General features: G+C 57.7%; 19 protein-coding genes. 3 read left to right on the forward strand and 16 right to left on the reverse strand.

Annotated elements, in window-relative coordinates:
• Window positions 1–2: 2 nt before the first annotated feature.
• The 10 genes from BM347_RS15300 to arcD are packed head-to-tail and all read right to left on the reverse strand — an operon-like array spanning window position 3 to window position 8,025.
• Window positions 3–290, reverse strand: a complete 288-nt coding sequence (locus BM347_RS15300; RefSeq protein ID WP_093917374.1) for a F0F1 ATP synthase subunit C — start codon at window positions 288–290, stop codon at window positions 3–5.
• Window positions 287–976: a F0F1 ATP synthase subunit A gene (locus tag BM347_RS15305; protein WP_093917375.1), complete on the reverse strand. Its 690-nt coding sequence runs from the start codon at window positions 974–976 to the stop codon at window positions 287–289. The genes BM347_RS15300 and BM347_RS15305 overlap by 4 nt, the downstream gene beginning before the upstream one ends.
• Window positions 973–1,272, reverse strand: coding sequence for an N-ATPase subunit AtpR (locus tag BM347_RS15310; protein ID WP_093917376.1), 300 nt, complete (start codon window positions 1,270–1,272; stop codon window positions 973–975). The genes BM347_RS15305 and BM347_RS15310 overlap by 4 nt, the downstream gene beginning before the upstream one ends.
• On the reverse strand, window positions 1,269–1,556 hold the full coding sequence (locus BM347_RS15315) for an AtpZ/AtpI family protein (protein WP_093917377.1): 288 nt from the start codon (window positions 1,554–1,556) through the stop codon (window positions 1,269–1,271). Before BM347_RS15315 ends, BM347_RS15310 begins: the two co-directional genes overlap by 4 nt.
• On the reverse strand, window positions 1,553–1,963 hold the full coding sequence (locus BM347_RS15320; RefSeq protein ID WP_093917378.1) for an ATPase: 411 nt from the start codon (window positions 1,961–1,963) through the stop codon (window positions 1,553–1,555). The genes BM347_RS15315 and BM347_RS15320 overlap by 4 nt, the downstream gene beginning before the upstream one ends.
• Window positions 1,960–3,357, reverse strand: a complete 1,398-nt coding sequence (gene atpD, locus BM347_RS15325) for a F0F1 ATP synthase subunit beta (RefSeq protein ID WP_093917379.1) — start codon at window positions 3,355–3,357, stop codon at window positions 1,960–1,962. The genes BM347_RS15320 and atpD overlap by 4 nt, the downstream gene beginning before the upstream one ends.
• Window positions 3,357–4,277, reverse strand: a complete 921-nt coding sequence (arcC, locus tag BM347_RS15330) for a carbamate kinase (RefSeq protein ID WP_093917380.1) — start codon at window positions 4,275–4,277, stop codon at window positions 3,357–3,359. The genes atpD and arcC overlap by 1 nt, the downstream gene beginning before the upstream one ends.
• Window positions 4,277–5,278 (reverse strand): ornithine carbamoyltransferase, encoded by a 1,002-nt coding sequence (gene argF / locus BM347_RS15335; protein ID WP_093917381.1) that lies wholly within the window; start codon window positions 5,276–5,278, stop codon window positions 4,277–4,279. Before argF ends, arcC begins: the two co-directional genes overlap by 1 nt.
• Before the next feature lie 17 nt (window positions 5,279–5,295).
• Window positions 5,296–6,528: an arginine deiminase gene (locus BM347_RS15340; RefSeq protein WP_093917382.1), complete on the reverse strand. Its 1,233-nt coding sequence runs from the start codon at window positions 6,526–6,528 to the stop codon at window positions 5,296–5,298.
• A gap of 27 nt (window positions 6,529–6,555) precedes the next feature.
• Window positions 6,556–8,025, reverse strand: a complete 1,470-nt coding sequence (gene arcD, locus BM347_RS15345; protein WP_093917383.1) for an arginine-ornithine antiporter — start codon at window positions 8,023–8,025, stop codon at window positions 6,556–6,558.
• A 285-nt stretch (window positions 8,026–8,310) separates the two neighbouring features.
• On the opposite strand from arcD, the gene BM347_RS15350 reads away from it, so the two are divergent.
• On the forward strand, window positions 8,311–8,655 hold the full coding sequence (locus BM347_RS15350) for a phasin family protein (RefSeq protein WP_175498601.1): 345 nt from the start codon (window positions 8,311–8,313) through the stop codon (window positions 8,653–8,655).
• 26 nt (window positions 8,656–8,681) lie between these two features.
• Window positions 8,682–9,536: a universal stress protein gene (locus BM347_RS15355; protein ID WP_093917385.1), complete on the forward strand. Its 855-nt coding sequence runs from the start codon at window positions 8,682–8,684 to the stop codon at window positions 9,534–9,536.
• A 136-nt stretch (window positions 9,537–9,672) separates the two neighbouring features.
• Here the strand turns inward: BM347_RS15355 and BM347_RS15360 are convergent, their stop codons facing one another.
• Complete coding sequence (locus tag BM347_RS15360) at window positions 9,673–11,415, reverse strand: type I secretion system permease/ATPase (RefSeq protein ID WP_093917386.1); 1,743 nt, start codon at window positions 11,413–11,415, stop codon at window positions 9,673–9,675.
• A 97-nt stretch (window positions 11,416–11,512) separates the two neighbouring features.
• Window positions 11,513–12,946: an O-antigen ligase family protein gene (locus BM347_RS15365; protein ID WP_093917387.1), complete on the reverse strand. Its 1,434-nt coding sequence runs from the start codon at window positions 12,944–12,946 to the stop codon at window positions 11,513–11,515.
• Between the two features lie 178 nt (window positions 12,947–13,124).
• On the opposite strand from BM347_RS15365, the gene BM347_RS15370 reads away from it, so the two are divergent.
• A complete protein-coding gene (locus BM347_RS15370) occupies window positions 13,125–15,206 on the forward strand; it encodes a hypothetical protein (RefSeq protein ID WP_175498602.1) in 2,082 nt (693 codons plus the stop codon).
• Here BM347_RS15370 and BM347_RS15375 read toward each other — a convergent pair.
• The 4 genes from BM347_RS15375 to BM347_RS15390 form a co-directional block, all read right to left on the reverse strand.
• On the reverse strand, window positions 15,190–16,293 hold the full coding sequence (locus tag BM347_RS15375) for an acyltransferase family protein (RefSeq protein ID WP_245764294.1): 1,104 nt from the start codon (window positions 16,291–16,293) through the stop codon (window positions 15,190–15,192). The two genes, BM347_RS15370 and BM347_RS15375, sit on opposite strands and share 17 nt — an antisense overlap.
• Window positions 16,290–17,687, reverse strand: a complete 1,398-nt coding sequence (locus BM347_RS15380; RefSeq protein WP_093917389.1) for an oligosaccharide flippase family protein — start codon at window positions 17,685–17,687, stop codon at window positions 16,290–16,292. The genes BM347_RS15375 and BM347_RS15380 overlap by 4 nt, the downstream gene beginning before the upstream one ends.
• Window positions 17,688–17,748: 61 nt before the next feature.
• The gene (locus BM347_RS15385; protein WP_093917390.1) at window positions 17,749–18,672 is read right to left on the reverse strand and encodes a glycosyltransferase family 2 protein; all 924 of its coding nucleotides are present in this window, start codon (window positions 18,670–18,672) and stop codon (window positions 17,749–17,751) included.
• Window positions 18,673–18,732: 60 nt separating this feature from the next.
• On the reverse strand, window positions 18,733–20,052 hold the full coding sequence (locus BM347_RS15390) for an HlyD family type I secretion periplasmic adaptor subunit (protein WP_093917391.1): 1,320 nt from the start codon (window positions 20,050–20,052) through the stop codon (window positions 18,733–18,735).
• Between the last annotated feature and the right edge of the window lie 200 nt (window positions 20,053–20,252).

Consider the following 20,252-nt stretch of genomic DNA (forward strand, 5'->3'; position numbering starts at 1 on the left):
CCCTACCCCCCTGTGGCTTGGGAGGCGGCGACTGCCGCGGTCCAAAACGGGTTCGCAAAAATCAAGATCATCGCAACGACAAAGCAATAAATCGCCGTGGATTCGATCATTGCAAGGCTGACAAATAGCGTCCGCGAAATGGTCGGTGCCGCATCGGGTTGCTGGGCAATCGCATTGAGCGCGGTCGCGGCTGCGCGCCCTTCCCCCAAGGCCGGGCCGATTGCGCCGAATGAAACGGTCAGCCCTGCGGTGAAAATTGAAACAGCGGCGATGATGGCAAGTTCTGTCATGGGATATCCTTTTGAGGCTTCGGAGAAGGTGCGGTGGCGCTGGAGATGTAGACCGTCGCCAAAATCGCAAAGATATAGGCTTGGATCATGCCGGTCAGCAGACCCAGCACATCCATCACCACGGGAAAGAAAAACGGGGCCACCGACAGCAGGATCGCCGCAATCACGGCCCCGCTCATGATGTTGCCGTAAAGGCGGATGGCCAGCGATATACCGCGCGAAAATTCCGAAATGATGTTGAATGGCAGCATGATGAACGATGGCTGCACATAGGTTTTAAGGTAGCCGCCTATCCCGCGACTGCTAATCCCAAAGAGCGGCACGGCGATCAGAACCGAGATGGCAAGCCCCGTGGTCGTTGAAAGCGAAGATGTCGGTGGCTCAAACCCCGGGACAACGAGCAAAAGGTTCGACGTGGCTACAAAAAGGAATAGCGTTCCCGCATAATACAGCAGATAGCGAGAGGATCCCCGCGCGACCTCGTTGATCTGGCTTTGGATGCCTTGCACGATCACCTCGAGCGTTGTGCGCCAGCGGTTTGGTGGAACGTCGGGGCGCAGGTTACGCGTGATCAGCATCGACGCGACCACCAGCAATGCCATCACGATCCACGTGTAGAAAATCGTGGCGTTGATCGGTAGGCCCCAGACCTCGAACATGATGGTTTCATCGGGCGACAGGTTCATGTTGTGCCTCGTGCGGGAATGCCCATGCGTGCAAATGTAGTGGCAATCAGGCGTGCCAGAAGAAACGCCAAGGCATAGCCAGCCGCGGCCCACAGCCCGCCCTGCCCCAGCACCAGCCACCCCACCGCAAGCAACACAGAAATTCTGATCGCGGCGCTGAGGGCCAGCATCATGACCGGATTTTCACGGCGCAGTGCCTGCCGCATCCCAATCGCTAATCCGGCAAAGAACAATGTACTCAAGGCCAGTCCAACTGCCGCGCCCATCAGGACCGGCGCCCAATCGATACCACTCATTCGTCATTCCTTTCTTTGTTGATCCACGAGGCGGCGATGATTGCGCCGATCACAACGCCGCCCAAGATCAAGGCAAGCGTCCACGAGAAATCTTGCGGAGCGGTGCGGTCCAGCCACAAACCCAGAAATGCACCACCTACCGTCGGCACGACAATGGACCAACCGATCATGCCAAAGGTCCCGATGCCACGCAGTGGGCTGGGGCTAGGGTTGTCGCGGTGCGATTTCATCCGCTTGGCCTGACGAATGATGTCACCGCTGGGCTTATCCGGTTTTGACGTCATAGCTGCGGCCTTTGCAGCTCGGCAAATCTGCGGACCATATCCGCCTCAAGCCGTGACAAGGCTGCCCGCGCCTGACGCTCGTCCTCGTCCAATTGGGTAAAGCTCGCCTCTACCGTGTTTTGAAGCGTGCCCAGATCGTCGCCGCGCACCCCGCGCAGGACACAGACGGTGACCTGATGGCCTTTTTTGACCAGCAGCCCCTCATCCAGACCAAAGATTTCTTCGGTGCCGTCGGCCTGGCGCAAGGTCATGACCGAGGGCACAATCGCGGTAACAAAATCCATATGGTTCGGCAAAATACCAAATGACCCGTTCGGGGCCATTCCGGTCAGTTGGGTCGCCTGCCCTTCGAATAATGTCACCGTGGGCAGACGCAGCGTGACGGTCATATCCGGTGCCATGCTCATGATGCGGCCCCCAGATCATCCAGCCCGCCGATCATGTAATAGGCGCTTTCCGGGAATTCGAACTCGGTTTGGCTCAGGATCGTTTCGCAGCCCGTCAGGGTGTCTTCGATCGGGACAAGCTTGCCCTCTACGCCGCTGAATGTCCCCGTGGTAAAGAAGGGTTGCGTCAGGAACCGTTCCAACCGGCGCGCACGACCCACGGTGGCACGGTCAGCCGATGAAAGCTCCTCAAGCCCGAGCATCGCGATGATGTCGCGCAGTTCTTCATACTCGGCGAGGGTCCGGCGCACCTCGCGCGCGATGTCATAGTGGCGCTGCCCCACAACCGACGGCGTCAACATCACCGACGCAGACGCCAGTGGATCGACGGCTGGGTAAAGTCCCTCGCTCGCGCGCTTGCGCGACAGCACCACCGAGGCGGAAAGATGCGAAAAGATATGCGCCGCAGCGGGATCCGTGAAATCATCCGCAGGCACATAGACCGCTTGAATAGATGTGATCGCGCCGCTCTTGGTCGATGTGATCCGTTCCTCTAGTCCGGCCAGTTCTGTGGCCAATGTCGGTTGATACCCCACGCGCGACGGCATGCGCCCCAATAGGCCCGATACCTCTGATCCCGCCTGTACAAAGCGAAAGATATTGTCGATCAGCAACAACACGTCTTGGCCTTTGTCGTCGCGGAAATATTCGGCCATCGTCAGGGCAGAATGGCCCACCAGAAAGCGCACGCCGGGGGCTTCGTTCATTTGGCCAAACAGCATCACGGTTTTATCGCGAACACCCGCTTCGCCCATCTCACGGTAAAGCTCCTCGGCTTCGCGCGACCGCTCACCAATGCCGCAAAACAGGCTGACGCCCTTGTGGTGCTGCACTGTGTTGTTGATCAGCTCGGTGATCAGCACGGTCTTCCCGACACCCGCACCGCCGAACAATCCGGTCTTGCCGCCCCTTTCAATGGGCGAGAGCAAATCAATGGCCTTGATCCCGGTCTCCAAAATCTTTGACTGCGGTGCGCGTTCACTTAGCATCGGGGGCGGCTGGTGAATGGCCCGATGTTCGGTTGCGATGGGGGCGCGGCGCCCGTCAATTGGTGCGCCAAACACATCCAACATGCGGCCCAAAACAGCATCGCCGACGGGTACTTTGATCGGGCCGCCCGTGGCTGTCACAGTCATACCAAGGCCAAGCCCGCGCACAGGTGCCATCGCCATGGCGCGCACTTTGCCATGGCCAATCAGGCCCGCGACTTCCAATGCAATATCGCCTGCATACAGCAGATCATGGATACGTGGCACTGCCCCGTCAAAGACCACATCAACAACACCGCCCCGAATGGCACTGATGCGGCCGTCGGTAGGTGTGGGCGCGGATTCAGGCTGGGCGCTGGCCGTCATTATTTCGCCCCTGCTACTGGGGTAACAAGCGTGCCAGCCGTACGGTTCAGGATCGACAATGCATCCGCCAGCCGACCGATACCCGCAATCCCGCCGCGATCGGCAAAGTCGCAGGCCGCGTTCAGTTTCGGTCCCATCGACCCCTTTGGCATATCCAGCGCGCGGCCTTGATCCGGCGTCAAAGACCAGATGCGGGTGGCGGCGTCAGTGCCAAACCCGTCATAAACTGCATCAACATCCGTCAACAGCAGCAACGCATCGGCACCAATATCCCCAGCCAAAAGCCCACTGGCGGCGTCTTTGTCTATCACCGCCTCAACACCGACCAGACTATCGTCGGGACGGCGCAAAACAGGGATGCCACCACCGCCCGCGCAAATAACAATCACCCCTTGATCCAGCAGCATTCGCACCACCCGCATATCGGGAATTTCGATGGGTTTGGGCGACGGCACCACCCGGCGCCAATACTGTCCGTCTTGCGCGATGGTCCAACCCGCAGCTTTCGCCCGTGCCTCGGCCTCTTGCTTGGAATAGGTCGGGCCGACAAATTTGGTGGGCCTGTGGAAGGCAGGATCGGTGCCGTCGACAATCACTTGGGTTAGCAGGGTCGCAACCGCATGATCATGGCCAAGGGCGTTTTCCAGCTCTTGTTCGATCAGATAGCCGATCATACCCTCGGTTTCGGCACCCAATACATCCAGCGGATAGGCTTCGTCGGGTTTATATGCTGCGGCTTGCAAGGCAAGCAGACCGACCTGCGGCCCGTTCCCATGGGTCACGATCAACTGGTGGCCGGCGCGCACGATCTCGGCCAAAGCCTTGGCTGCGACGGCGACATTCGCGCGCTGTGCAGCAGCCGTTAAGGGCTGCCCGCGCTGCAACAGTGCATTTCCACCAATGGCTGCGACAACCAGCATCAGGCCCCCAAGGTGGCGACAAGAACCGCCTTGATCGTGTGCAGTCGGTTTTCCGCCTGATCAAAAACGATCGAAGCCGCGCTTTCAAAAACCTCTTCGGTCACTTCCATACAGTCCACCCCGAACGTGTCCTTGATCTCGGCTCCGACGGTGGTTTCCGTGTTATGGAACGCGGGAAGACAATGCATGAAACAGGTGCGGGGGTTGCCCGTTTTGGCCATCACCTCTGCGGTGACCTGATAGGGTTTCAACAGCTTGATACGCTCGGCCCATTTTTCCTTGGGCTCGCCCATGGACAACCAGACATCCGTATAAATAAAATCGACATCTTTGACCGCGCTGTCCACGTCTTCGGTGACCATGACGCACGCGCCGGTCTCCTTGGCAATCGCCTCGGCTTCCTTGATGATCTCTGCGTCGGGCCAGCAGGCTTGGGGCGCGCAAAGCCGGACATCCATGCCCATCTTGGCGCCGCCGATCAGCAGGCTGTCACCCATATTGTTGCCCGCATCCCCCAAGAAGGCATAGGCCATGCGGTGCAGCGGCTTTTCCACGTGCTCTTGCATCGTCAGGAAATCAGCAAGGATTTGCGTCGGGTGAAATTCGTTGGTCAGCCCGTTGTAGACAGGCACGCCGGAATACTGCGCCAACTGTTCGACAATATCTTGACCAAAGCCGCGATATTCAATCGCATCGTAAATCCGGCCCAGAACCCGCGCGGTATCCTTGACGGACTCCTTGTGACCAATATGCGACCCCGTGGGCCCGAGATACGTGACCCGCGCGCCTTGATCATAGGCAGCGACCTCAAACCCGACACGGGTACGCGTGCTGTCCTTTTCAAAGATCAGTGCGATATCCTTGCCTTGCAGCTTTGGCACTTCGGTGCCCGTGTATTTCGCGACCTTCAGATCGGCGGCAAGCTTGAGCAGGAACGAAATCTCGCGCGGGGAATAATCGCGCAGCGTCAGGAAATGCCGGTTTTTCAGATTGTATGCCATTGGGGTTTCCTCTCCGCTTAAACAGGGTCGCGCATGGTCGGGCAGCTCATGCAGTGGCCGCCGCCGCGTCCGCGCCCCAGTTCGGCACCGGGAATGGCCAGTACCTCGATCCCGGCCGCCTTAAGCGCGGCGTTCGTGTCATCGTTGCGGTCGTAACCAATGACCACGCCGGGGCGCAGCGCCAGCACGTTGTTGCCGTCGTTCCATTGTTCGCGGGCGCGTTCCTCGGCGGTATTGCCGCCTGTGGGGACGATCTGCAGCTTTTTATAGCCAAGCACCTCGGCCACGATGTCAAAGATGGGCCGTGGATCATGGCGAAACTGCAAAGGTAATGGGCCATCACCGGGGCGGATATCGTAGCAAACAAGTTCATCGGCCACTTCCTTAAAGGTGGTCACAACATCGCCGCCGCAGAGTGTGAAAATCGTATCAAGATGCATGGCGGCACGGGATTTCGGGATGGCAAAGGCCAGAACCCGCCGCGCGGCACCTGTGTCGAACAACGCTTCGGCCAGCAGCCCAACACCCTGTGGCGATGACCGTTCGCCCATACCTATCAGCACAACACCATCGCCCACCGGCATGATGTCCCCCCCCTCGACGGTGGCAAGACCGTGATCGGCAGTCGGATCGCCCCAATGGATCGTGGTTTTGTCGGCAAACTTGGGATGGAATTTATAGATCGCCGTGTTCAGCAATGTCTCCGGGCGTCGCGCCGCCCAATGCATCGGATTGACGGACACCCCGCCATAGATCCAAGCTGAATTATCGCGGGTGAACAACGCGTTTGGCAGCGGCGGCAGGATAAATCCATGCGTGCCTAAGTAGCTGCCGAACAGGCCGGATGGCTTGAACGGCAAATCATCGGTGGCCAGCCCGCCAAGCAGATATTCGGCCAGCTGGGCCCCCGACAGCTCGTTCATCCAGGCGCGCAGTTCTGACATCATACCGACGCCGATCTGTTCCGGCGTTAGCCGATGATCCAGCACCCAATCGCGCGCATCAGGAAGCTCCAGCGTTTCGGCCAGCAGATCGTTGACGTCCAATACTTCGACACCTTCGCTGCGCATCGTGTGGGTGAAAACATCGTGGTCTTTCTGGGCCTGCTTGACCCAGAACACATCATCAAACAGCAGTTCCTGACAGTTCGCTGGGGTCAAGCGGCGGTGGGCCAGACCGGGCCGGCAGACGATCACCTGATGCAGCTTCCCTGTTTCCGAATAAACACCGAGCTTGCCAAAGTTTTCCATGAGAACGGTCCTCTTATTATCGTAAGGTCAAAGCGCGCTAATGGTGCCGATCCACATCAGGTAGGCTGCCACGACAGCCGCACCGACCAGCACCAACGCGGTCAAAAGCTCTGCTCCGGTGAAGGCGCGTTCGCGGTTTGCACTACGCGCCCAGATGTAAAACGGGATACCCACCGCATAGAGGATCGCACACATCAGCAGATAGGCCGGCCCTGCCGCATAGACGAGCCACGCGCCATAGACTGTTGCCAGACCGCCAATCGCCATATCCATGCCGCGCCCCTCGCCCGGCCCATAGCTTTCGCCGGTCACTGCCAGCTTAAGAGCGTAGGCCCCCGAGAAAACGTAAGGCACCAGAATGGCAGTCGAGGCGATGTAGAACAGCGCGAGGTAGGTCGAGTTGGCATAAAGCGTCACGACCAGCACAACCTGCACGCAGATATTGGTGATCCAAAGCGCGCCAGAGGGCGATCCGTTCTTATTCTCAACCGCGAAGAACGCGGGCAGCATCCCCTCTTGCGCGGCGCGGAATGGGATTTCCGCAGCCAGCAATGTCCAGCTGAGGAAGGCACCTGCCACCGAAATCACCAAACCGATGCGCACCACCACAGAACCCCACGGGCCAACCACGGATTCCAGTACATACGCCATCGACGCCGCTGCGGGCAGTTGCGCCAGTTCGGGCTGCGACATCACCCCAAGCGAAAGCAAGGACACAAGCATATAGACCAGCAAAACGCTGACAAACCCGAGGATCGTCGCCTTGCCGATATCACTGCGTTTGGCCGCGCGGGCCGATCCGACGCTGGCCCCTTCGATGCCGATAAACACCCAAAGCGTGACAAGCATCGTGCTTTGGACCTGCGCCGTGATGCTGCCCAGTGAAGGTGTCTGCGTACCCCAAAAATCCAATTCAAAGGTGGGCATATTAAACGCCACGAAAACCAGCACGATAAACAGAAATATCGGCCCCAATTTGGCGATGGTGGTAATTGTATTGACGATCGCAGCTTGCCGGACACCCATCAGCACCAGCGCATGGACCAGCCACAATGCAACCGAAGCACCCACAATAGCCTGCCAGGTGTTTCCCTCTTCACCAAAGGGCGCATAGAAATAGCTCAGCGCACCAAAGATCAGCACGGCATAAGATACGTTCCCCAGCCACGCGCTAAGCCAGTAACCCCACGCGCTGTTGAACCCGATGAAATTGCCGAACCCTGCGCGCGCATATGAATACGGCCCTGCATCAAGGGTTGGTTTGCGCGTGGACAGGTTCCTGTAAACAAAGGCCAGCGCCAGCATCCCGATCCCGGTGATCAGCCAACCGATGGTCACTGCACCTGCCGAGGCACCGCGCGCCATGTTCTGCGGCAAGCTGAAAACACCGCCCCCGATCATGGACCCCACAACCAAAGCCGTTAGCGGAATAAGCCCCAGTTTGCCCTGCGCTTGCGCACCGTTTTGTACGTCGGTTGCGTCCGTTTGTGCTGTCATCGGTTGTCTCCTTTGATGCGCGGGGGTGGACCCCCTGCTGTATTCAAGTGGCACTGAACATGGTGCCACCCGTCCGCCGACTCGGCGCGCTTTGCTGCAAACAGATTTGTCAGAACGGACACTGCAGCGGCTTGATCTTCGTCAATCAGCGCAAAAATTTTGGGGCCATGGGCGGGTTTAGGCCCGGTTGTCAGGCGACAGACCGGTGATTGATGCAGGTCAATCCGCAGCGCGCGCGAACTGCTAGAATCGCTTCAACTTCAAATGAACCTGAAAGGACACGCTATGAGCACGACGGAAAAGCCAACTGATCTCGCCCCTTCAATGGTCAAACTGATGAAATCCATGCAGGGAAACGGCCTTCACGCGCCCTCGATTTCCGGGGCTGATTGGATGGAGGCGATGATTGAGATGGGCAATGAGATGCTGAACTTTACCGCCGACCGGATCAAAGAGGACGTGGATACCCAGCAAAAGCTGTTGAAGGCAAAGGAAATAACCGACGTCCAGAAAATACAAACCGCGTTTTTCCAAAAGGCGATGGATGACTATGCCGCTGAATACGCCAGGCTGCTCGACATCGGGAAAAGCCTGATGGACAAGCCCCAAGCCCATACCGTGCCGGTCTGAACCGCCATACCAACACAGGACTCAACATGAAAAATAGCACAATCCTCTTGGTGATCGGCACCGATACATCGCTCGCTACCTTGGCGCAAAAGCTTGAGGTGATCCGCGCAATTCCTGCCCATGCTGCCATCGTCATCGTGGGCGAAATGCCGGTGTTCTCTTACTATGCCGTAAGCGTCGAACCCTTTGGCACCCCTGATATTTCTCCTCAGTGGCAGCAAGAGGTTAACGCCACCAAAGCCGCGCTGCGTGCAAAAGAGACCGAGGTTGAAAACCTGCTTCAACAGCATGAGGTGTCCGGCGATGTATCCACGGTTGCCGCTGAACCTGCCGCCATCGCCGACCATATTGCCCGGCGCGCGATGCTTTGCGATATGGCCTGGATCGACGAGGGGCTGCGTACCACGCAAACGCTTTTCAAACAGGCGCTTTACGGCATCTTGCTTCAGTCCCCCGTTGGCGTTCTGCTGAATGATCCAAAAGGGATTGTTCTGCCGCATCCCAAACGGGTTTTCATTGCCTGGAACACGCAGCTACAAGCCGCGCGCGCCGTCCAGCAAGCATTGCCGCTGCTACGTCAGGCGGACGAAGTGATTATCGGAACCTTTGACCCGGTTATGACCGAGTTTGGTGAAGGTGAAGACCCCGGTATCGACCTCGCGAAATGGCTGACGCACCACGGCTGCAGCGTCACCGTTCAGCAATATCCCAGCGGCGGTCAACCCGTCGGGGACTGCATTCTCGATCATGCCAAGGAATCCGGTGCCGATATGATTGTGATGGGGTCCTATGGCCATTCCAGAACCCGGGAAGCCATCTTTGGCGGGACCACCCGCACGCTGGTCGAACAGACAGATCTGCCGGTGTTTTTGGCACACTGATCCACATGGTATTGCGCGAGCACCTAGTCATGTTGTTGCGGCTGAGTGCTCGTTAGAGCGTTGCCCTTTCAGCTGACGACGTGAACAGTGTGATAGCTGCTGACCCCCACTGCACTTTGGCTAAATCAGCCTATGATCAGCCTTGTTTTACGTGATTGGAAAGTTGCTGACGCAGCCGCGGGGTTTGCGGTCTCGGTGCCGAGCCTAGGATTTTCTCCTTTTCGCCGAATTTGCTCATGCGGCCTTGATCAAGGACCAAGATCTTATTCACGGCCGCGATTGCGCTTGGCCTGTGGGCCATCACAACGACGGTGCTGCCCGCCGCGCGCAGTTGCTTAATCGTATCTTCCAAGGCGGTATCACCTGCCCCGTCAAGATGGGCGTTCGGTTCATCCAATACGATCAACGCCGGCTTGAAAATGACCGCCCGCGCCAGCGCGATCCGCTGGATCTGCCCCCCGGACAACGGTGATCCAGACGCACCTCCCACTTCGGTTGCATAGCCGTTTGGCAGGCGCAAGATCAGGTCATGTACATTGGCAAGCTGCGCCGCCACCACTATATCGGCATCAGTTGTGTCGCTGTCAAAGCGCGCGATGTTTTGAGCAATTGTTCCCGGCAAAAGCGTCACCGTTTGAGGAAGATATCCGATGTGACGGCCAACCGCACCCGCGGGCCACTTATCAAAACCGGCCCCATCAAGGCACACCTCACCCCGGTCTGGTTGCCAAGCCCCTACCAAGAGACGCGCAAGTATCGATTTGCCCGCCGCTGATTTGCCGATCACGCCCAAACCATCACCCGGTTCAAGGCTGAAGCTAACACTTTGCAACAGGAGCTCCTGCCTTGACGCGCTGGCCCCGGCGGCGAACTTTGTCAACGATTTGACGGTCAACCGGCCAGAGGGTTTGGGTAGTTCAATGGTGCCATTTCGAACAGTGGTGTTTTCAAAAAATTCCAGTAAAGCGCGATGCGAATAAAGCGTTTGGGCAATCGCCCGCCATTGCCCAATGGCCTGATCGATCGGGGCCAGAACGCGGCCCGATAAAACCGAGGAGGCGATGATCATGCCGGGGGAAATTTCTTCACGCAGCACCAAAACTGCGCCCACCGTCAGAATGGAGGACTGGAGAAGAAAGCGGAATGTCTTGGAAAAAGACGCAAGGATTTCGCTGCCTTGCGCCGCCTTTTGATGAGTTTTCAGGCTGGCCAACTGCATTTTTTGCCAATGGGCTGCCAGATTATTTTCCATGCCCATGGCGATCACTGCTTCGGAATTGCGCACGGCTTCGGTGGTAAACTCCGCTTGGCGAGCGGCCCCCTGATTGCGCTGCGCTTGCCAACGGCCGGCGATGACACTGGCAACCCATGCAGAAACCCCCGCAACAACCGCACCGCCCACCACGATAAAACCAAGCAGCGGATGGACAATAAATAAGACTGTCAAAAACACGGGCACAAAAGGAAGATCGAACAAGTTACCCGCCGTAGGCCCCGACAAAAATTGACTAATCCCAGACAGGTGGCGCAGCGGGTCAGTAGCGTTGTTATTTGCCCCTTGTTTTGCTTGAAATTGCCCCAAGAACCCACTGCGGCCAAGGTCGCATTCAAGGCGCGTGCCAATGCGCGACAAAATGCGTTGGCGCAGTAGATCAAATACGCCGAAAAACAGATATAAAATGACGACGATCACAAAAAGGCCCGTCAACGTCACGACAGAGCCGCTGGACAAAACGCGGTCGTATACCTGAAGCATATAAATTGACCCGGTGAGCATCAGAATGCTGATAATCCCACTGAGGATCAGGACAAATCCAACGCCCGGTTTTTGCCTCCGCAACGCCGCGGCGTATTTATTTGACGCATCCACCGCCGCCATTACAGTTGCTCCTGAAACAAATTTGGGTCGGCCCGATGCTAGGGGAAAAACCTTTCGCTTTTGAAAGTCCGCCCCATCTATGCGCGGAAAACTTTAGCTAACTGGATAAAGTCCCGGGTCGAGCGGGCATCTCGTGCCCCTCAGCCCCGGCATAATCCACGCTGAGCGACTGCGTATATTGTACAGGGTTTGCTCTGCTGAACTTGGGCAGCCGGCGTTCAGGAACATACCAGATTTTTGGCTGGCGCACCGCGGCAACCTTGTGCGGGAACAACCACATGCCTGACCCGAACAGAAAGAACACCAGCGCGTGAAGCGTGCCCCAAACATGCACAGTCGCCAGCGCCAACGTCAGACCAACAAAGCAGAACACCCACGCCCGTCGCAAGGGCCAGAGCGCGTCATCCTCGCGCAAGGATCGCATGCCGATACGCCACACGGCGTAGCCATAGCCCCCAGCCAGAAAGGCAAAGCCGGGGATGCCATACCGCATGGCCGACAGCAGCCAAAAATTGTCGATGCTGGCCGTATGCATCCAGATAGGGCGTACCCAATCATTCAGGCCCAAGCCCCACATGGGCTGTGCCCAGACGTTAACCATACCCCATTCGAAAATGGTGGCGCGCCAATACGCACTGTCAGCGGAAAAGGTTGCGTAGCTCATGAAAACGCGCAGGGGCGTGCGGTTCGACAAAAGATCCACAGCGCCATAGCACAGGGTCATGACAACCAGCAAAATTAGCCACCGCTTGGGGTTCGAACGAAACACTGCGGCCCATAGGATTAACCCAATCTGCACTGCGACAGACAGGATTGCCCCGCTGGAAAGCGCCAATAGCGCGCTGAGGCAGATCAAAACTGTCAGCAGTACACGGGAAAAAAAGGTTAACGTCGCTTGCAATCCCACAAGGCAAATCGCCGTCCCAACCGAACAAAAAACCCCCCAATGGATCGGGTGTTCAAATCCCATCTGCACCCTCTCCAGCCCCAACCGCCTATCGATGGACAGGTCAAGCGGTGCAGACACAAAAGGAATGCGCCCGGCCATTTCAATCAGCGGCGATATCCCGGTAACCGCCTCAATCACAGCGAACGGCAGACAAATAATAATCAGCGCAACAATGGCGCGGATCAGCGTTAGAAAGTCATCGCGGGTACGGATACAGGCCCGGCCCAGCAAATAAGAACCAAGGAAATCAGCCCCCGTCGCACCAGCGTTTTGCACGGCTTGATCGGGGTTGTTCACCCCTAATGCCAGGCTCATCCAGATAAAATGAAGCGCAAACAGCACGTCAGTCGCGATAAATGGCCCGTATCGCCCCCGGATCAAATTCACCGCAAGCGGTATGATCACCACGATCAGGAAAAGACGCGTTCCACTGAGGTAAAGCGGCCCGATGTTAACCCCGATCGGCAAAAGGATGAGCAAAAGAAAGATGCCAATCACAACACCAACAGAACTGCGCCGCCGCAGGTCCGGGTCATATAATCCATTAAAATTGCGCGAAAATTCACTGTCCGCGATGCTCATCCACTACATCCTGCCCTTGCCGCAACCACGCACCGCGCCTGCCCTTTAATGAAACCTGTCAAGTTTAAAATACGGTGAAGATTAACCATCCCGCCGGCCAAACGCCTGCCCGCGCAACGCCCGCAGAGCCGCTGATATACCGGGCAATCTTGAAGAATTGGTAACGGGAAGGTCTGCCATGCAAATGACAATCGGGATCGGCACGCATCTGGGACAAACGCCGACGGGCGACCACGCGGCAGCCCCTGTCCCAAACGTTTCACATATTCTGACCGACGGTTGGCGCGCTGTTCATCCGCGAGCTACCGCTCTAAGCCCCGCGACACCCCCCCTTGTCGTTACCAGACAAGGCTTTGACGGGTCCGGCAATCCGGCCACACAGACCGACCAAGTTACCCTCTCTTCCCGGATCCGTGAACCTTATCCGGACCATGAAACCCTGACAGATGACGAAATCGCCTTATCTGATTTCATTTACGCGGGCGACAGCATCAGCGGTGTCACCAACACCAGCACCCGCGCCTACCCCAAGCCGGTGGCGATGTGGCTAAACCATGACCGCGAGCACGCAAGCGGACCCGTCCACACCTTGCGTCTTGCCGTGGCCCATGGCTTTGCAAGACTGGGCCAGCCGGTGGCTGCGGTGGCGTTCGTTGCAAGTGATGGGGTGACCAGCGTAACGCAGATCGTGTCTTCGATGACCTCGGCCCATTTCGACGCCTCCGGGCTGCATGTCCCGCATTTTGCGACCGACATGGATTTGACATCCTTGACCCAAGGCGCGGAGCTAACGATTGATGCGGTGATTTACCCTTGGGTCGGCGATCCGTTTACGATTTCAACGGACGCGGATGCCTACCCGTCGCCCAATCTGACCACCTTGCGTCTGCTGAACGACCGCACCGGCGCATATGGCACCGCTTTCGCCTATGTCGATGCGCTTGCCGGTAATGACGCCACCGGCGCGGTTGCCAGTGACGCGGCAACGGCTTCAGCTGCCCCATTTGCCACTATCGTGGCAGCTTGCGTGGCCATTCGCACGTTCAACACAAACACCTATGGGCGGGCCAATGATACCGGCGGCGGCATCATCAGGTTGGTCGAAGGCGTCCATGATTTCACCCCCTTCAAAAGTCAGGGCGCCAGCACCCACGTGCCCCTGATCATCGAAGCCGCCGATCCCGCAAAACGGGGCAGCACGGTTCTGACGGATGGGGGCACCAGCAAGTTCAACGCCATCCCGACCCAGCTGAAAATCCGCGATCTGACCCTACGTAAAACCGGGGAGAGCGTGGTATTTCTAGACAGCGGTGCCGCATCGCCCAGCCATCTGTTCGTCACCGAAAATTGCATTTGGGACGCCAATAACACCAGCTATTACGGTGCTTGGGTCTACCGCGTCGGGCGGTTCTTTCAACGTAATTGCGCGACCGGTGCAGGGGGCGATCCGCAGCAAGGCAACTTTTTCTCGACCGAGGCCACAATGGTCACTGCGATCGGCTGTGACCGCTGCGCTGGCACGATCACCTATCAAGCGGCAGGCTGTTCCAACCTGCCCGAATTCACCTGGCGCGCGCCCACCAGCGCCCGCCCAGCGATGGAAGGTATTTTCCTAGGGTGGAATGTCTTTTCGAACGGATCGACCTTGAATCCGATCATCAACATCAACGCCCCCATCGGCCCGCGCGGGTTGGCCTTTGTCGGCAATATCGTCGAAAGCTGGGGGAGCAGCAGCAATGCAGCCGTCCGCCTGAATGCGGATAGTGACGCCAACCCTGCCGAAAACGTTGTGTTTCAACATAATAGCATCATCGGAGAGCGCATCAATTTAATGTATCTTGACGGTGCGGTGAACGTCGCCAAGTCCGCCCATGTCAGCTTTAACCTCTTTGAACTGCTGAACATCAAAAGCGATCTATTCGCAAGCCAGGGAGGCAACACAGGAAACTGGCCAGTTCGCTACAAGGTTGGGTGGTCGCATAACGCAGTTGCAAACGGGTCGAACAACGCAGCAGATTACAGCCCGGTTTCTTGGCTGGGAGAAATCGCATCGGCAGGCGAAAGCACGGGAACCGCCACCGCCTTTGCTGATAATCGATCCCACCTTGGGTTTGACACAGGCGGCGGCGACTATACCCCGGCGCTGGCAACCACTCTGCCGGTCATACCTGTCGGGCGGGCGGCCTACCGAGTTGACCTGATGGGGAACGCCATCACTGCCGGACAGTCGCGCATCGGGGCCATCACCACAACCGCTTGAATCGGGGCCATTTAACAGCCCCCGCCCGCGCATTCTCAAGCGCGGGCTTTTCGACCCAGTGCCACGATGCCACCGCACAGATCAGTGCCATCGGGAACGACAGCAGAATATTTGCCATTGGTGATCCGGCTCCCCATAGCCAAACCGCCAAACCCTGCAACGGAAAGGCATAAATATAGATGCCATAAGAATAGTCGCCCAACCGGTTGAACAGCCTGACGCGGCCCGACGGCGCATAACCCAACCAGAACGCCCCATAGCTAAGCGCCAGGATCATGAGCGGATAGGCAAAAGGCGTCGTTCTGCCAAGATAGGCAAACACGCATAGCCCCGCCAAGACCGGCAGGGACAGCCGTAGCCAACCACGCCATTTCCAAAACGCGATGCCAACGACAAACGGCAAAGACAGCCATTGCAACTGCACAATTCTGTGGTGGAACTCGACCGGGGCCGCATAAAAGGCGGCATAAAGGATCAGCACGCAAAACAATACACCACCCCGGGCCAATATGCCGGTTACGCCCAAGATCAACACAAAGAAATAACACGCGGCCTCGTGCGACAATGTCCATATTGATCCCTCGACTGTCGGATAGGGATTGCCTGTGAACACCCCCGGCAAGGTGTATTGCGGCCAGACCAACCCCATGTTGCGAAAGAAAAACATGCCGGTTTCTGCGTCTGTCCAATAGTCTTTTGCAGGCAAGATCGTCACCAGCGGCCCGATAACGCAAGCCACAAAAACCAGCGACACAGCAAGGCCGGGAAACAACCGCGCAGCACGCAACGTGATGAACACAGCCGGCGACATCGACCGCTCAAAGCTGGCCGTGATAAAGAACCCTGAAAGCGCGAAGAACACATAGACAGCCAACTGCCCCAAAGAATGCCCAAGCGCGGATTTAAGCGGCTCGATCTGCTCGGGCCCAAGTGCTACGGGCCAAGCATGGGACACCAGCACCGCCGTCGCCGCACAAAACCGAACCAGGTTGAAATTGTTATCACGTCCCTGCGCCACATCTCGCAGAGGGGTACCAGCGCGCCTCATGATACTTGTGACAAGGGTGTCACGCGCGGCTCTGCTCATGGTTTTACCGTGAAACCGGTGGCGGTATTCTTGCGCAGATAGGTCGCCAGCTGCGGCATGCCGAGCAGCGTCAGTGCCAGTAGCACCGCCAAAACCCCCGCGCTCATCCCCCATTCTGTTTCAGCCTGCAGCGCGCAGGCGGAGATCAACAGAACCATTGCCGATGCCAGCGGCAGTATTAATGGCCGCAAAGGCAGATGTTGCCGGCCCAGCACCAAGCCCAGACCGATCGCATACCCTGCCGCCTCTCCTACGATACCGATCCAGATCAATGTCATAACATCGCCGCCTCCTCGTACGATCATCCACGCAACAGGCAGCAGCGACACCCGTACGAAATTCGCAAGTATCTCGTTTTTCGTATGGCTGGCCGCAAGGGCGGCAATCGCACATCCCCCCGCGAACACACGAAATGCCATCAGGCATGCCAGCCACACCAACAAAGGCAGTGCCGCAACATATTTCTGCCCCAGCACCGCAATCAGGAACGGCCCGCCAAACAAGGCGACGCAAATGACCATGACGCAGCCCAAAAGCAGATGGGTCTGCAAGATGACAACCGCCAAGCCCGAATAACCGCTTGACCCCAGGGCTGCTGACAGCTGGGGCAGGAAAAAGCCCATCGTACTGCGTGTCAGAACCAGCGCAGGCGTCAAGGTCAGCGAAAGCGCCATGGAAAAGATCGCCATCATCTCAAGGCCGAAATGGCGCGCAATGATGCCCCTTTCCCCGTAGAATACCAAAAACATCAAGGTACCGCTGATCATCAACGGCCACCCAAATTTGAAGGATTGCCGGATGAAAGCGGCATCAAGCCGCAAGCGATAGCGCCGCGTTGCCACCATATGCGAAATCAACAGCGATAGCACCGCCTGCACCATGATCGCATAAACCAGCACCCGGAAGTCGCCAAAAAGATGAAACAGCGGCAGCACAGATAACAACGACACGGCGGGTGGCAGCACACTCAACCACACCGATGCGCAATAGGCCATTTGCCGACCAAATCGATACGCATCGAAATGGACGCAGCCAGACATGAGCGGCAAGATCGCAATCAGATACAACGCCCACAGCGCATGCGGGATCGCGAAAAACGACGCCAGCGGGGCGGCAAGGGCCACCAACAGGCCAGCGATCACGACGCCCCGCAGCACGGAAAACCCTTGCAACGCCGATTGAAACTCTGGCGCGTCGCCATTGGCCGATTGTGCAATTTGCTGTTGAAACCCCAGGGCCGACACCATCTCGACCAGGGCCACCGCCAGCAGAAAAACCGATGCGGTGCCAAAATCCTCTAGGCTGATCAACCGGGACACCAGCAAGGTGCGCACCATCATCAAGGCAGCGCTTGCGACGTTACCTGAAAAGATCAAACCGGCTGAACGCAGCATAATCCCTTAGCCCGGCTTGGGCGCTGTGGGGCTGATAAGCGCCACGTCAAACGCAGATGGATCACCCCGCATCTGATCTATTCCACCGCGAGAGATAGCAACCCGCATCACCACGCGTTAGCATCTGTAGCATCCGCCGCGACCGATGCACCCGAATGCCTGCGAGGCAGATAAACGCCTTGGCCCGGTTGCCCAGACCTTTGATCCGTTTGCTGGTTGCAATGCGCGGAATCTCGGCAACGGGCGACACGGCAAGGGCCAGCGCCTTGACGGTCCATTTCAACCGGCCTTGCCACCCCGTACCCTGCCCCATGTCATGCGATATCTGACGGTCCCATTTTGCCTGCAACGCGGCAAAGTTCGGGCGCGCGGGGTGAAACACCCGCATGTCAGGGGCAAAATGTATTTCGTAGCCCATACGACTCGCCCGCTGCCCCCAATCGCGGTCTTCGGCTTTTTTCAGCCCCGCAAACGGGCCGACACGGTCAAAAACACCGCGCCGCATGACCAAATTCCCGGTTCCGGCGAACCCTTGCCGCGAAATATAGCGGTCCATGCGATAGGCAAAGATGCTCTCATAGGCCTGCACCATCGTAAGCGATTTAGGATTCTCACATGCGATGCGCACGTCGCCGCCGATAATCTGAGCGGACTCATATTTCATAAAATCCTGCGCGGCGGCCAACCATCCCGGACTTGGAATGCAATCGGCATCGATAAAAGCAATGATGTTGCCGGCCGCGTTCTCTACGCCCATATTGCGGGCCAGTCCCGGACCCGGTGCCGGTTGGTGCAGCAGCCGCACGTTCGCAAACTGGTTGCAAATCTCAGTGGGCGGGCGCACTGACCCATTGTCCACAACGATAATTTCATCCGCGCGGCGATGGCCCGCGTCCAGCGCTTCCAAACATCGAAATAACCCAAGACGTTGGTTCAAATGCGGGATCACGACGGTGATGACAAAAGGTTGATCTGTGCTAGCCATCCCCTTTTAGGGCATCGCCGCGGTTAATTAATCCTTAACGCGTGAAATTCACCACGACCTCTACTCCCGAAAACCGTGGCTCAACTGCGCCATCAAAGGTTCCGTCAGATAGCTCAGAACGGTTTTCTCGCGGGTCTGCAAGAACACCTCAAGCGGCATGCCAGCGATCAGTTTTTCCACATGGGGCAAACGGCCCAGCTCCTCGGGCGCGATATGTACAGCCACCCGATAAAAAGGCTGGGCGGTTATCGGATCCGTGATGGTTTCAGGCGACACAGCCGCCACCCGCCCGGCAAGTTTCGGGGTTTTCTGCGGATCAAGGGCCGTCATTACGATTTGTGCCGGCTGTTCACGGCGCACTTTGTTAATGTCCCGCGGCGGTACGCGCACCTCAAATGCTAGGCCAGCATCCTGTGGGATCACATGCAGCAGCGTCCCCCCCGCAGGGATTACCCCGCCCAATGTGGTCATTTGCAATTCATGTACGATGCCATTTGCCGGGGCGCGTAATTCCACCCGCTGCAACTGCGCCTCCCGCGTGACGATCGCTAAGGTCAGCTCCTCAATCTCAACGAAGAGCTCGCGCAGGTCTGTCGCCGTTTTCTCCTGCAACGCGCGTTCCTCTTGATCGGCATTTATCGCAATCTCACGGCGGTGGTTGTTCACGCTCGCCAATTCAGCCTGCCGTTCCGCCAGATTGCCCTGCAACGCCGCTTGCCGGCGCAAGGCCTCGGTCAATTTATCACGGCGCGACAACCCCTTGGCCAGCAGCGCGTTGATACTGGCCAGATCGCTTTGCACGAATGAAAGCTGCCGTTCCAGCGCTTTCATCTGTCCCGAAATCCCCTGCGCCTGCGTATCCAAATCCGCCAAATGCCCATGCATCTGCTTTTCCATCCCTCTGCGCATGTCTTGCCGGGCCTCGAATATGTCCCGCTGGCGGTCTTCAGCCTTGCGAATGACGTCACCCAGATGTTGGGCCGGCATTGGCAGATCGGCGTAATCAAACACCAAATCATCCGCGCCCATGCGCTCTGCCTCTAACCGCGCGCGCAAGGTCAGCGCCGCGGCCAAGCGGGTGCGCGCCATGTCCAGATTGATTTGCAACTGCGTCGAATCCAGTCGCGCGAGCACCTGACCCTTTGCAACATGATCCCCGTCCGCCACCAAAATCTCGGCAAGGATACCGCCATCCAGCGTTTGGACAATCTTTGGCTTGCCCGCGACTTCGACCTGACCTCGCGCAATGACAGCACCGCTAATTTTCGTGCGCGCGGCCCATCCGCCCAACATGACAACCAGCACAAAAGCGACCGTAATACCCGCAAGGGTGAGCGTCGCCAGACTGGTTTTAGGCGCATTCTGTTCTTCGATGTGCATGGGTTTTCTCTTGGCATTTAAGAAGGCGGACAACGCGGGCAAGACACCGCGAAGATGTGTCAACTTCGCGGCAATCAGCCGTCAAACGCAGGCCCCATTCCGACAGTTTAAGAATAACTCGCCGCAGGTTTACCGAAAATTTATGTCTTCCACCCCCAATAGGCGGACCCTGCCCCAGCCACGTTGGACATATGACGGAC

The organism is Sulfitobacter marinus (assembly GCF_900116285.1).
GTDB classification, from domain to species: domain Bacteria; phylum Pseudomonadota; class Alphaproteobacteria; order Rhodobacterales; family Rhodobacteraceae; genus Sulfitobacter; species Sulfitobacter marinus.